The organism is Actinomadura graeca (genome assembly GCF_019175365.1).
In the GTDB taxonomy this organism is placed as follows: domain Bacteria; phylum Actinomycetota; class Actinomycetes; order Streptosporangiales; family Streptosporangiaceae; genus Spirillospora; species Spirillospora graeca.
The window spans coordinates 4,389,475-4,402,379 of the sequence record NZ_CP059572.1; the positions used below are offsets into that span (position 1 = coordinate 4,389,475).

General features: G+C 64.7%; 12 protein-coding genes. 10 read left to right on the forward strand and 2 right to left on the reverse strand.

Annotated elements, in window-relative coordinates; translation table 11 throughout:
* The first annotated feature begins 1,348 nt into the window (after window positions 1–1,348).
* Window positions 1,349–1,990 carry a hypothetical protein gene (locus AGRA3207_RS19320; RefSeq protein ID WP_231336121.1) on the forward strand — a complete coding sequence of 214 codons (642 nt, stop codon included), beginning with the start codon at window positions 1,349–1,351 and terminating at the stop codon, window positions 1,988–1,990.
* Between the two features lie 314 nt (window positions 1,991–2,304).
* Here the strand turns inward: AGRA3207_RS19320 and AGRA3207_RS19325 are convergent, their stop codons facing one another.
* On the reverse strand, window positions 2,305–3,237 hold the full coding sequence (locus AGRA3207_RS19325; protein WP_231336122.1) for an SUMF1/EgtB/PvdO family nonheme iron enzyme: 933 nt from the start codon (window positions 3,235–3,237) through the stop codon (window positions 2,305–2,307).
* Between the two features lie 90 nt (window positions 3,238–3,327).
* Window positions 3,328–4,107, reverse strand: coding sequence for an aminotransferase class IV family protein (locus AGRA3207_RS19330; RefSeq protein WP_231336123.1), 780 nt, complete (start codon window positions 4,105–4,107; stop codon window positions 3,328–3,330).
* A gap of 117 nt (window positions 4,108–4,224) precedes the next feature.
* On the opposite strand from AGRA3207_RS19330, the gene AGRA3207_RS19335 reads away from it, so the two are divergent.
* From AGRA3207_RS19335 to AGRA3207_RS19375, 9 genes are all read left to right on the forward strand, one after another.
* On the forward strand, window positions 4,225–4,461 hold the full coding sequence (locus AGRA3207_RS19335; RefSeq protein WP_231336124.1) for a hypothetical protein: 237 nt from the start codon (window positions 4,225–4,227) through the stop codon (window positions 4,459–4,461).
* A 28-nt stretch (window positions 4,462–4,489) separates the two neighbouring features.
* Window positions 4,490–4,729 carry a hypothetical protein gene (locus AGRA3207_RS19340; RefSeq protein ID WP_231336125.1) on the forward strand — a complete coding sequence of 80 codons (240 nt, stop codon included), beginning with the start codon at window positions 4,490–4,492 and terminating at the stop codon, window positions 4,727–4,729.
* Window positions 4,730–6,745: 2,016 nt separating this feature from the next.
* Window positions 6,746–7,588 (forward strand): TIR domain-containing protein, encoded by an 843-nt coding sequence (locus AGRA3207_RS19345; RefSeq protein ID WP_231336126.1) that lies wholly within the window; start codon window positions 6,746–6,748, stop codon window positions 7,586–7,588.
* A gap of 366 nt (window positions 7,589–7,954) precedes the next feature.
* Window positions 7,955–8,758 carry a Scr1 family TA system antitoxin-like transcriptional regulator gene (locus tag AGRA3207_RS19350; RefSeq protein WP_231336127.1) on the forward strand — a complete coding sequence of 268 codons (804 nt, stop codon included), beginning with the start codon at window positions 7,955–7,957 and terminating at the stop codon, window positions 8,756–8,758.
* Window positions 8,759–8,834: 76 nt separating this feature from the next.
* The gene (locus AGRA3207_RS19355) at window positions 8,835–9,245 is read left to right on the forward strand and encodes an ATP-binding protein (protein WP_231336128.1); all 411 of its coding nucleotides are present in this window, start codon (window positions 8,835–8,837) and stop codon (window positions 9,243–9,245) included.
* A gap of 122 nt (window positions 9,246–9,367) precedes the next feature.
* Window positions 9,368–10,213, forward strand: a complete 846-nt coding sequence (locus AGRA3207_RS19360; RefSeq protein ID WP_231336129.1) for a sigma-70 RNA polymerase sigma factor region 4 domain-containing protein — start codon at window positions 9,368–9,370, stop codon at window positions 10,211–10,213.
* Window positions 10,214–10,222: 9 nt separating this feature from the next.
* On the forward strand, window positions 10,223–11,065 hold the full coding sequence (locus AGRA3207_RS19365) for a protein phosphatase 2C domain-containing protein (RefSeq protein WP_231336130.1): 843 nt from the start codon (window positions 10,223–10,225) through the stop codon (window positions 11,063–11,065).
* Between the two features lie 115 nt (window positions 11,066–11,180).
* Window positions 11,181–11,549, forward strand: a complete 369-nt coding sequence (locus AGRA3207_RS19370) for an SCO3933 family regulatory protein (protein ID WP_231336131.1) — start codon at window positions 11,181–11,183, stop codon at window positions 11,547–11,549.
* A 346-nt stretch (window positions 11,550–11,895) separates the two neighbouring features.
* Window positions 11,896–12,903 (forward strand): FtsK/SpoIIIE domain-containing protein, encoded by a 1,008-nt coding sequence (locus AGRA3207_RS19375; protein ID WP_338028291.1) that lies wholly within the window; start codon window positions 11,896–11,898, stop codon window positions 12,901–12,903.
* Window positions 12,904–12,905: the final 2 nt, after the last annotated feature.

Below are 12,905 nucleotides of genomic sequence, written 5' to 3' on the forward strand. Positions count from 1 at the left end.
GCAAGCCCAAGAAATCGGGCACCGTGGCTGATGAACAGAGGAGGCCCAGCGTCAGCGATGAGTCACTGACCTGGCCTTTGTGGTGGGAGCGGGTGACGGGAATCGAACCCGCGCTGTCAGCTTGGGAACCAAGGCGAACTCGGCCGTGCCCCCCGCCGACCTGGCGTTCGACCGTCCCGCAAGTGACCGTGAGTACCCCTCACTGACCGCCCCTAATGGCACGCTAATGGCACGGCACCGTAGCTGCTGACCCGCGCGTCCTCGACCTGATCGGAACGACAACAGCACCCGATTACCTGAGGGCAAGCGGACCCGGAGCGCAGGGCTGGCCACGGCCCGAGCACCGGAAGCCGCACGGCAGCGATCGCCCCCAACCACACAACACACCTCAGCCACGCTGTGGCGATCGTAGGGCGCAACCCATCGCCGTCTGCTCCGTAGCAAGATCAGCGACGTCCAGGCACGCCACACATACCCGTTGACCAGCGTTGCAACGCCCCGCAGGTCCATCCCCGTCTAAGGTCATCCGACCCCGTTGTTGGCACCGCCGTTAACATGCGCACCCGTCCCAGAGGATACGCCGCATGAACGGCGAGACGTTGCGACGGACAGATTCGCGCGGGCGTGGCCTTCGACCCGCGGGGGGCCGGGGATACGAAGCCCCCGCTTCGGGCGTATCTAACCTGTCTGACCAGCCACGTCAATTGCAAGCGCATGAGGCACATGGAAGCCACAATAGTCCACAGCCTGAGCCTCCAGCGGACCTATGATCATCGTGATCAATTTGGTTGTTCGCAGCGAAGTTCCTAGATTGTCCAGGACGAGGACGAAACCTTGGTACCATCCATCGAAGCAGTCAGTTGCATGTCGAGAGCGTGAGGAGTCAAGGGTGGTGGATAGCGGAAGAGTTGACTCCGTCCGTAAGGAGCTATTCCTTCAATGGCTGCTTGCTTTGAGTGATGATCATAGGTCTCGCCGCTTATGGAGAGAACCTGAAGCGACTTGCTGTATTGGAGTCAGAGGTGCTCGCCCTTGGATTAAGTACTATAATCCTGGAATTTTCCGCTACTCCAACATTCCATGGCCGCAGCATATGTGGGGTGAATATGTGGGCGCCCCGTCAATAGATGGGCTAGAGGCGAGAATCCTCGTCCACTACGAAAAGGATGGCCTGATAAACCTCAAGGAGGTCAATGGCTGGGAGGTCGCGCAACTTACCGATAGCGGCGCTGCGGTTGCCGAGGAGTCACGGCAGGCGCGAGTTCGCGATGGCCGAAGGTCCCAGATATGCAAGGCCCTTCTGCGCTGGCTGGGAGGGGACGAACCTCCATGGCGCCTACGATCGGCGGTGCTGGAAAAATTCCTGAGCTTCCATGAAGAGCCAATAGGGCCGCCAGCTTCTATTTATGAGCTATTCGACGCGATGCAGCAAATGGAGCTAGAAAATTTTATTGCGGTGCGCGCCCTTGATGATGAAGACTCATCTAGAATTTATACTAGCACGTCATTTTCACGAGAAGATAGTCCGGGGCGCATCACGACCGATTCGCTTACAGCTCGAATAACTGACCGCGGTCTAATCTGTCTCGATCACCATGGAGGGGACCCCTATAGGATGAAGGAATCTCAACGTCATACTATCAGTCATAAGACATACAACCTTCACGGGCCAACAGGGAACTTGGTGATCGGCGATGGCTCGATCCGCCAGGGCATTGGCTTCGTAGCGCAAAACGACAATGATGCTGTTGACGTTGGGGCAATAAGGAGATTCGCTGAGGCGGTAGAGCAAGCGATTCCAGCACTGAACCTATCGATGGAAGCTCAACATCAAGTCGATGAACTATTGTTCGAGATAGCACAGGCTGCTGCCGTCAAGCGCCCCGACCATAATAGGCTTCGTGTGCTTGGAAATTCACTGCGCACTCTCCTAGAAGGTACGGCGGGAGGAGTACTCAGTGGCGTTCTGCTAGGGCTATGGGGTAGCTAGTTGACCTTCCGACATCGGTGGCCTCGTAAATCTAGCAGGATTGCAGGGTCGCACCCGCACATGGGTAGATTCCAGCCAAGGCTTCGCCAGCCTAGAAGCCATGCCCGGCGCCAGGGGCGTCTACTCCGTTGGAACTATTAGCCGCCTTCTTCGGTGCCTTCTGGGCTGGGGCGGCCTCGACCAGGCTGCGCGGCGGGACCGGACGGGACAGGCCGCACGCCCGGCGCGCCGGGGCGGGCGGCCGCTGGCGACCGCGTAGCGGGCGCCTTTAAAGACGTAAAGAAGGTTCTCATCCGGGCGCGGGGGTCGTGGGGTCACGTCGGGGTCGGCTGGCCTCTTACGTTGAGTAGGGCTCGCATGGTCTCGGCTGGGGTGACGCAGCGGAAGCCGGTGTCGTCGTCGTGCATGTCTGCTGACGCGTCGTTGAACGTGGACGGCGCGCAGCGTAGGAAGGGGCTCGTGAACGCGCTGCCCTTCAGCTCGTAGCGGCCGGGCTCGGACTCGGTCGAGCACCAGTCCCAAGTGTTGCCGCACATGTCGTAGACGTTGTAGGGCCTGACGCCGCTTGCGTAGCAGTCAACGGGGGTCGTGCTGCGTTTCCCGCCCTCTCGGCAGTTGACCTTTGCTGGAGTTCGCTGGTTGCCCCAGGGGTAGATCTCGCCTCGTGTGCCTCTGGCTGCCTTCTCCCATTGCTGGGCACTGGGCAAGGTCTTGGCGGACCACTGGGCGTATGCCTGGGCGTCGTGCCATGTGACGAACACGACGGGGTGGTTTTCGAGTCCTTCGGGGATCTGGCCGTTCTCCCAGTGCTGCGGCGGCTTGTGGTCGGTCGCAGTGACGAAGCGCGCGTAGTCGGCGTTTGTGGTGGGGAACACGTCGATATAAAACGCCGGGAGGTAGACCGGTTCGCTGTTCTCGCCTGCGAAGTAGACACCGGCCGGGACCAGCGTCATCAACTTCCCGTCGATCGGGTGCCTGGCCTGGTCTTCGTCGCCAACGGGTACGTCCGGCTCTGGCTCGGGGCTTGCTGGCTGCTCTGAGGACACGCCCGGATCTTGTGTGGACGAGGCCCGGCCCGTCAAGCTGATCATCTCGGCGAAGCGTGCTTGCACGTCGGAGCTACAGGCCGCAAGGACGGTATCAAGGCCCTGCTGGTTGATGGGTCGAGGGGTGACGTTCCCCTTCTCCCATCTGACGATCATCCGCTCGCTTACGCCGAGTTCCGCCGCGAATTCGACTTGGCTCACGCGTTTTGACTCCCGTAGGGCGCGCGCTTCCTTGCCGGTCCAGCGTGAGACTGTAGGGGGCATGTCGTGCTCTCCGTAGCGGGGCGGTTCTCAGACTGCTTCGGCCGGGATCTCTTCGTATTCCTTGCGAAGAGTCTCCAGAATCGGATGGGTGTCTGGGAATTCCACCTCGTTGATGCCGGTGATCGCACGCACTCCAATGGCGGTGTTGGTCGCGAATGCGACTTCCATGCGAGGCAAGTCGGAGAGGTTGACGGGAGCAAGGGAAGTCGCGTCGTGCACTTGGTGCAGTAGGCGCATGGTCACGCCTGTGAGCACTTCGGCATTAGGCCAGATGACTTGCTGACCGTCGAAGAAGCCTATGTTCCACGTTGCTCCCTCGGAGACGTAGAGGTTCGGGTCCGTGAAAATACAGTCGTCGAATCCGTCGAGCTGGGCGTTACGGCGATGCCATAGGGCACCGAACAGACCGACGTGCTTCTGTTCGGGCATCTCGCGGATGTAGGGGACGGAGCGCACCCGGATCGGGGACATCGGCCACGCCCCGGACGGGCGGGTCGTGACGAGAACCTTCGGCTCGGCTCGGGCTCCGGGGTGGCCTAGTTCGAGGTCGGGGTCGTAGATCGTTACGCGGACGACGAACGCGCCGTCTAGTCCGGCGGTGGCCTGTCTGACGTACTCGCGGACCTGTTGGCGGTCTAGTTGATGACCGAAGAGGACCCGGCAGTCCCGGACGAGTCGCTCTAGATGGTGCGAAAAGCCTCTGATGTGCTGGTCTTCCATGCGCATTGACGTGAAATGACCGTAGTTCACGAGAGCCAGCGATTTGAGCTCATCCGGGGTGACAGGTACGCCGTTGAGTTCAGCCATGGGGCCCAGTGTGGCAGTAGGTACGGGCTGCTCACAGCGCTGGGTGCAGGACAAGTTCAGTGCTGCGTCGGTGTCAGGACATGGGAGCGGCTTCATTGACACGGCACCGTGGTCGGTATGAGCGGTCGTGTGCATTCGGGAGACAAGGTGGTGCGGCTCGCCAAGCCGCGTCTGCATGGCAATGGCGCGGGACAGGCCGGTGGGCTGAGCGAGGAAGAGCGCCAGATCCCTCTAGCGGAACTCGCCGAGATCACGGCGGAACTCGATGAACTCCACGCGCGGACGCGGCAGATCACGGCTCGGTTTCACGGAGCCGCTACCCCTGCTCCGGCGAACGAGTTCGGAGCGGCCTGAGATGAATGACTCCACATCAAGACGTGCGATGGAAACGCGACCGCACAACGATGACCCGGCGCTGCGTCGGCTCCAGGAGGAGTTCACCGGTCACCGGATATGGCGGGCTCAGCGCTGGGACGGGTGTCCGGGTGACTGGGTGGCGACGCTGCACGACCCGGCCGCCGGCGTCGACGCGACGGTGATCCAGCCGGACTCGGCGTCGCTGCGTGCGGCGTTGGAGGACGAGCGGCAACGCGTGGCCTGCCGGATGAGGGGAGCCTGGTGATGCTGGTGTGGAGTTTCCCACCACCAGGTGAGACCGATCCAGAGATGGGCCGGCCGGTCTGGGGGGAGGCTGAGGCGGCACGGCGGGTGCAAGCTCCCCCAGGGGCACCGGTCGTGCTGCCTCGGCCATGGACGGCACGGCGACTGCTCAACCGGCTTGCGCGGGCGCTGCGGCGGCTCGGATGGAAGGTGGAACCGAGGTACGCCGAGACGCCACCCATCTTGCGCGTGCACTTCACCGAAGTTGCGGACCTGGGTGACAGCGTGACCGTCGTCCGCAGAGATGGTGAGTGGTGGTACCGGTCAAGTACCGGTGAGTTGTTGGCGCCGTGCTCGGATGTCGAGCTGGCGGTGTCGCGGGTGACGGGGTCGCTGAATAGGTGGGTCGCTGAGGCGAAACCGTTGTGGAGGATGGGCGGAGCCTGATGGACGCCGGGGTAGCCCTCGCCGAGATCTCGAAAAACTTCGGGGCCACGTGCTGGTGGGGGCCACATACCCGGTCACTGTGGGCGCTGGTGCGCTGCGAGGATGGGTGGCGCCTCGTGGAAGCGATCTCGCCTCAAGAGTTGATCACGGCCGTCACGCCTCCGGACGGATGGCCGAGGCCAAGATGCCGTGTGACACGGGACGGCGAGGCGCCGCGGGGCCGTGTGCCGCACGGTGGTTGCTCTTCGGCGACGCGCGGAATGGTCAGCAACGCGGCTCGGACTAGAGGACCTTAGTACTCTCGTCCAGGTCGTCGTGCCTCGTACTGAGGCTCCCGAGTTGGCCTCGGATTTCCCTTAGTTGCTGGACAGAGACCGGAACTCCTCGCTTCGTTCTGGTGAGGTCTCGCCGACCTCTGCCCGCCCGGGGTTGCCACGACGGTTGCGCTCCCGGCTCCTGGAAGGTCGTGACCATACCTTCTTCGCAGAGGACAGCGATCGCGTTGCTGACGGTCGTCCCTGAGACGCCGTACTGCTTTGCGAGTCTGGCCCCGGGGCAAGGTCTCCCCACCGGGTGGACGCCGGACGCACTGTTACGGCGCAGGTCATCAGCTCGATGACTTCCGGCACACCGGCAACCAACTTGCGGCGGACATGGGCGTCTCGACCAAGAACCTAATGGCGCGCATGGAGCATGACAACGAGCGGGCCACGTTGCGCTACCAACACAGGTTTGGCCAAGGCTTACCGCATCATCGCGGACGCCCTTGATGCCCTCGTTCGGGGAGAGCGCGGCCGGGAGGGTGGCGAGGACTGCGGCGCGAGGGGGGCACTGGTGCCGGTGGCTTGATGGCCCGTCCGTGACGACAGCCAGAAGCGATCAAGGCCCAGGTTCTGGGGATCATGCCCCTGGCCTTGGCCTTTGTGGTGGAGCGGGTGACGGGAATCGAACCCGCGCTGTCAGCTTGGGAACCCAACCGATCTTCCCCACTAGGCGGCCTGACCTGGTGCTCCCCCGCACCGCGAGTGACCGCTACTGCCCCCTGGTCACCCTGCCTAATTGCCCGCTAATTGCCCGTCACCGTAGCCTCTGACCTGCGCGTCCTCGGCCCGATCGGTACGGCGACGGTGCCCAGATGATCCGAGGGCAAGCGGACCCGGAGCGCAGGGCCGGCCACGGCCCGAGCACCGGAAGCCGCGCGGCAGCGATCGCCCCCGACCCTGCAACCCACCCCAGCCACGCTGTGGCGATCGTAGGGCGCAACCATCGCCGTCTGATCCGTAGCAAGATCAGCACCGTCCAGGAACGTCCTCTAGGGTCCCCTGACCAGCGCGGCACCCTCCTGCGGGTCCACACCCGTCCAAGATCATCCAACCCCGCTGTTAGCACCAGCGTTAGCACGGACGCCCGTCCCGGAGGGTGCGCCCGCGCGAACGGCGAGACGGTGTGACAGACCGCTTCGCGCGGGCGTGCCCTCCGGCCCGCGGGGGGCTGGGGGCCGCGAGGCCCCCGCTTCACGCTCGTTCAACCGACATGCAAAGAATCTGCTGAAGCCACCCCGCCGCCTGCGATCTTTCAATATGCTTTCAACATGGGAAGCGTACGACTCAAAGTGAATCTTGAAAAGTTCCGCAATCAGATCCAGAGCCAGAAGCTGAAGGGAACGCAAATCCTTACCGCAGTCCATGAGGGCCGAGATAACATAACACCCGCGAGGAACAAATTCCTCACATGGGATGAATTTAATACGACTCTTCTCAAGAACGCTTTTGAGGTCCACGGCTCCCTCACGATATCACCAGAAAATGAATACGGTCAGCATGACCTGGATATCCTGAACTTGAAGTTCGGAACGCCGTCCGAAGATGCCGAGGTTGCCGAACTCCTCAAGAGGATAATCGAAGAAAAGTTGAGAACGCTAGACTCGATCAACGATCGTGTAGAACTTTGGGCCGAGGTATCCCCTGAACCATCACTGGCAAGCGGGGGAAACGAAATATTCCTAGTCCACGGCCGCGACCATGCAACCAGGGAGACGATTCGAGGTTTCCTTGGTCGCGCCACGGAGAGGGAGATCATCGTTCTGGATGAGACCGCAGGCAAGGGCGCGGACATCCTGGGCAAGCTGCTTACTCAGGCAAGCAGGGCAGCTTTCGCTGTTGTACTCCTCCCCGGGGATGACAAGGGATGTCTCGCTTCATCGGATGACCTCAAGCCACGAGCCCGCCAAAACGTTATCCTTGAACTGGGCTTGTTCATCGGCCTTCTCGGACGCGAGAAAGTTACTTGTGTTTACCAGGAAGGCGTTGAACTCCCCAGCGACTATCTCGGAGTGTCATATGTCGCTCTCGATAACAACAGAGGTTGGCAGATAGATCTGGTGCGCGAACTGCGTACTGCTGGAATTGACGCATCCATCGACAAGCTTCTATAAGCATCAGATGTGCGGGCCGATATTGCTTAGCGAGCCGATGGCACGTCGCACACGCCCGACGCTCCTGGGACCGGTTCTATTGCCGCGAGATAGCTCATAGATCCACGGATTCCGGTTAGTACAGACTGTCGAGGCTTCTTCCGTGCCCGCTGCATACTGGCGGGTGTGGTCGGCGCTGCGCGGCGGGACCGGACGGAACAGGCCGCATGCCCGCCGCGCAGCGCCGGGCGCGGCCGCTGGCGACCGCGTAGCGGGCGCCCTTGAAGACGTATTGAAAGTACTCATCCGGCTGCGTGTGGTTCTGGGGTCGTCGGTCTCCGGGTGTGGGGCTGTGGGTGGTCGTCGTGGGTGGTAGAACGCTCGGTTATGGGTGAGGAGCGGTTGCGGGAGATCGGTGGGGAGTTGCGGCGCCTGCGGAGGGCGGCGGGGCTGTCGGGGGTGGGGTTGGCTGCTCGGGCTGGGGTGCCACAGCCGACGGTGTCTCGGGTGGAGACGGGGCGGCGGGTGTCAGATCCTGAGGTCGTTGTGCGGTTGTTCGGGGCGTTGGGGTTGGGGTCTGCCGAGGTTGAGCGGCTTAGCGCGTTGGCGCGTGAGGCGTACGCGGGGGCGGTTGGGCGTCGGGTTGATGCTGGGGTGTCGTTTCGCCCTGGGGCCGGCGTGGAGCTGGCTCGGGCCGCTGGTGTGCTTCGAGTGTTCTCGGCGGCGGTGATGCCTCGGCCGTTGTGGACGCGTGAGTATGCCGTGGCTGCGGGGTTGGGGTCGGCGGACGAGGCCGCGGCGTGGTCTTCGCTGCTGGACGGTGGAGGGCGGCGTGTGGTGGTCGTGCTGACGGAGGGTGTGTTGCGGACCTGGCCGGGGTCGGGTGAGTGCATGGTGGGTCAGTTCGGGCGCCTGGTCGAGGTGGCGGACCGTGATGGCGTGCGGGTGGGGATCGTGCCTGGGCATGGTGGGGCTCGGGCACCGCTGCATGGATTCGTGGTGCACGATCAGGCGGCCGTCACGGTCGAGACGTTCACGCGCGAGTTGACCTTGTCCGATGCCGGTGAGGTGCGGGAGTACCTGGAGATCTTCGATGGCTTCGAGCGGACGGCCGTGTTCGGTGATGAGGCTCGGGCGCTGATCAAGCAGGCCGGGCGTGATCTACGGAACGCTCTAGGCTCTATTCACTGAACGTATTGAATAGCCCTCTAGGCTTGTCGTACGCTGCGTGTTCCTCGGGGCGTATAGCCCCCTAGACGCGCGGGTGGTGATCGACGTGACGCGCTGGTCTCGTCTGTTCGCGGGGCGGCCTCAATCGATCGGTGACGCCAGGGCCTTCGCTCGGGCGCTCGTGGTCGATCGTGCTTCCGATGCTCTGGCGGAAACCGTTGAGCTGGTCGTCAGCGAACTCTGCACGAACGCCGTCGAGCACACGGCGAGCGGCGAGGAGGACGGCAAGTTCGTCCTCGAAGTAGAGATGCAGAACGGACATGTACGGGTGGGCGTGCTCGACATGGGCGCGCAGACACGCCCGACCGTCAGCAATCAGGCCAGCGGCGCGGACGTGACATCCGGACGCGGCTTGTTCATCGTGGAGGCGGTCTCCAAGTCGTGGGGTAGCGAGCCCGTCCGGGTGGGACGACGGGTCTGGGCGGACGTCGTCGGTATGCCGGTGTGAGCGGGCCGCCGATACCGCGCCGCCGGCGGCGGCTACGCGCTGTCAGTTCCTCGACCGGCGATGAGCTTTCCGACACAGTGTCTAGGGTCCTAGACTCGCTGGCACCGATCGGAGGGGGTGTCATGCCAGGCGAGTTGGAGCGCATCGCGCAGATCGACGACCCGTATGAGCTGCTGCGCGCCGCGACTGAGCGTCTGGCAGATGCGCAGCAGGAAGTGACGGAGTTGGCGCGGTTGCGGCGGCGGCTGATTCAGGAGCTGCACGCGCAGGGCATGTCGTACGCGCAGATCGCTCACGCGGCGGGGTTGAGCCGCGGGCGTATCCATCAGATCCGGCACACCGGGCCAGCGCCGGAGGGGGCCTTCCTGGGGGCGGGTGAGGTGACGGTGGTCACTCCCCTGCGTCCTGACCCTGCCAGTGACCGAACGTACGTCGCGTTGGACGATCTGAAGACGGGGCAACGGCTGGGTAATTTGGCACGGACGTTCGACCTGATCGTCAACACTGATCATGTCGGCCTGGACGGCGAGGTCGACCTCGACCGGGCGGGTCTGCTGGTGATCTGCGGCCCCCGGATGTCGCCCGCGATGCATGAGGCGTACGGCAAGGACCCCGTCCTGGAATGGAAGCGGGACGACGCCGGATGGCTGCTGCGCGACACCCGCACCGGCGCCGAGCACAGATCGGGTCAGGAGGACGAGCCGCCCCGGCTGTATGACGTCGGTTATCTCGGTCGGCTCCCCCGGCCGGACGGCAACGGCAGTTTCCTCGCCATCGCGGGTATCCATCCTGAGGGGTCGTTGGGTGTGGTGCACCTGCTGACCACGGATATCGGGAGCCTGTGGGGGCAGGTCGGCGATGACCGGTTCTCGGTCGTGGTCGGTACCGAGTACAGCGCGGACACCCATGAGCCGGTGCGGACAGAGCTGCTGACCCCGATCTACCGGCATGACGAGGCGCCAAGCTGACGAGGGGCCATGCGCGTACAGATCGCCAGCGAACCGGGGCGTCCAGGGCGGGCGAACGAGGACTTCGCCGCGGTGGCACCCGGGCTCTTCGTGGTCATCGACGGGGCAGGCACTCCGGCGGACGTGGGCACGGGATGTGAGCATTCGGTCGCCTGGTACGCGCGCCACCTGGGCGGGGCGGTCCTAGCGGCTGCGGTCGATGCCGGTACGGGTTTGGACGAGGCACTGGCGGTCAGTATCGAGCGGGTCAACGCTCTCCATGTCCGGACGTGTGACCTGAGGCATCCGGGATCGCCCTCGGCGACCGTCGCCCTGGCGCGGATGGACGGCGGGCGGCTCGAACATCTGGTGCTCTCGGACGCCGTGGTCGTCCTCGATCGGATCGGCCAGTCGCCGGCGGTCGTCACCGATGACCGTCTTACCGACGTGATCGCCCGGCTGGACGAGCCGGAGCGGTCGCCTGCGGTGGGCAGTGACGCGCACGCCCGGTGGTTGCGGGATCGGGTCGAGCGGCTAGCGGCCCACCGCAACCGGCCCGGCGGGTTCTGGGTGGCCAGTACGAAACCTGAAGCGGCCGGGGAGGCGCTCACGGGATCTAGTTCCCTTGATGAGCTGAACGGCGTTGCGCTGCTGAGCGACGGGGCGAGCCGGTTGGTCGATCGCTTCGGCCTGCTGGGCTGGCCGGAGCTGCTCGCCGTGCTCCGCAAGGGCGGACCGGAGGAGCTCATCGCCCGTACGCGTGATGCGGAGGCGTCCGACCCGGTCGGGGCGCGGTGGCCCCGCGGGAAGGCGGCCGATGACGCGAGCGCGGTCTGGTGGGCGCGCGAGGATGCGGTTCCCAGAGATCTGTAGACCCCCTAGACAGTTGCCGATTCATCGCTTACCTTCATTGTTTACCCCCCTAGACAGTCACTCGAAAAGGACGAGTGATCCAACTGTCTAGAGGGCTCGACAGTGGAGGTTCTTCGTGCGCAACATCCCGGTGGACGTGTCGGCGTTGACGTTCGTGTGCGTGTCGGCGCCACGTCCCAAGCTGGTGAGTCAGGAGACGGGGGAGGTCAAGACCGATCGGGACGGCAACACGGTGTTCACGGTGGGTCTGTCGGCTGCCGATGCCATGGGGCGGGTGGAGTTGGTGAACCTGTCGGTGCCCGGCGACCAGGACGTGACGATCGGGCAGATCGTGTCGCCGGTGGACCTGGTCGCGTTCCCCTGGGAGCAGGTCATCAACGGCCAGAAGCGGTGGGGCATCGCCTACCGGGCGTCGCGTGTCGCCGTGGCCGGTCCGGTCGGGGTGCCGGACGTTCCCGGGTCCGCTGCGGCGGACGTGGCCTGAACGGCGGCCCTGTCATGAACACGGTTTACCTGGTGCTCGGGGTCCTGGCCGCTGCGGCGGCCGGGCTCTGGGCCTGGCGCCGGTACCACCCGGTGTCGTTCTGGTACGGCGTGGCCTTCCCGGCCCGCGCGGCGCTGGTCTATCTGACCTGGCATCACGTGGCGTCGGGCTGCAAGCTGACCCGCAACCGGCGGCGGTTCCGGCTCACCCTCGACGCCGTCCCGGTCGTCGGCCCGGCCGCTCGCAACGCCGCGACGGTGGTGGAGCACAAGCGGCGGGTGCGGCGAGTCGATGTCGAGCGGGCTCCCCGCCTGGGGTTCTACGGCCGACCCGGCTGGGCTGGCGGATGCGCCTCCGCCTGCATGACGGACAGGTTCCTGCCGACTACCAGAAGGCGGCGGAGGGCATCGCGCACGCCTGGCGCGTGCACTCGGTTCGCGTGGTCGACGTCCGGCCGGGCTTCGTCACGCTGTGGGCCACGATGCGTGATCCGCTGGTCGACGTGGTCACCGAACCCGAGACCGGTGAACTGCTGACGGTGCGTCCCGGCAAGTTGGAGAACGGGCACGACTGGGTGATCGATTTCCGCATCGTCCCGCACTGGCTCAACGCTGGGGCGACTCAGTCCGGCAAGTCCAACCTGGCCAACGCGGTGATCAAGGGTCTGGCTCCGCAACCGGTCGCCCTGGTCGGCTTCGACCTCAAGGGCGGTGTGGAGTTCACGCCGTACGCGCCTCGGCTCTCGGCCTTGGCGACCACCCGCAAAGAGTCCGTTGTCCTGCTGGCCGACCTGGTGGACGAGGTCGAGAACCGCATGGCGGTGTGCCGCGCGCACGGTGCCCGCAACGTCTGGACGCTGCCGGACGACCTGCGTCCGGTGCCGGTGGTGATCCTGGTGGACGAAGTCGCCGAACTGTTCCTGATGGCCGACAAGTCCGAGAAGGACGAGGTTGCCAGGACAGCTACCGCGCTGCTGCGGGTGGTGCAGCTCGGGCGGGCGTTCGCGGTGTACCTGGTGGTGTGCGGGCAGCGCATCGGCTCTGATCTGGGGCCCGGTGTGACGGCGCTGCGGGCGCAACTGTCGGGGCGGGTGTGCCACCGGGTCAACGATCCGGAGACGGCGAACATGACGCTTGGCGACCTCGACCCGGCCGCCCTCGACGCTGCCCGCGCCATCCCCGCCGAGACTCCTGGCGTGTGCGTTGTCGCCGGACAAGATGGCGCCTGGCACCGTGCTCGGTCGGTCTACGTCCCCGAGTGTGAGGCCGAACAGGCTGCGCGCGACTTCGCGCACCTCACCCCCGACTGGAAGACCCTCGTCGGCTCGGTCCCGACCGTCCACCCGGCCGCATAACG

Bases quoted from the DNA above. Each gene is read 5' to 3' on its own strand.
- AGRA3207_RS19360 (WP_231336129.1), top strand. From the start codon at position 9,368: ATGCCAGGCGAGTTGGAGCGCATCGCGCAGATCGACGACCCGTATGAG.
- AGRA3207_RS19375 (WP_338028291.1), top strand. From the start codon at position 11,896: ATGCGCCTCCGCCTGCATGACGGACAGGTTCCTGCCGACTACCAGAAG.
- AGRA3207_RS19345 (WP_231336126.1), top strand. From the start codon at position 6,746: ATGGGAAGCGTACGACTCAAAGTGAATCTTGAAAAGTTCCGCAATCAG.
- AGRA3207_RS19330 (WP_231336123.1), bottom strand. From the start codon at position 4,107: ATGGCTGAACTCAACGGCGTACCTGTCACCCCGGATGAGCTCAAATCG.
- AGRA3207_RS19365 (WP_231336130.1), top strand. From the start codon at position 10,223: ATGCGCGTACAGATCGCCAGCGAACCGGGGCGTCCAGGGCGGGCGAAC.
- AGRA3207_RS19350 (WP_231336127.1), top strand. From the start codon at position 7,955: ATGGGTGAGGAGCGGTTGCGGGAGATCGGTGGGGAGTTGCGGCGCCTG.
- AGRA3207_RS19335 (WP_231336124.1), top strand. From the start codon at position 4,225: ATGAGCGGTCGTGTGCATTCGGGAGACAAGGTGGTGCGGCTCGCCAAG.
- AGRA3207_RS19340 (WP_231336125.1), top strand. From the start codon at position 4,490: ATGGAAACGCGACCGCACAACGATGACCCGGCGCTGCGTCGGCTCCAG.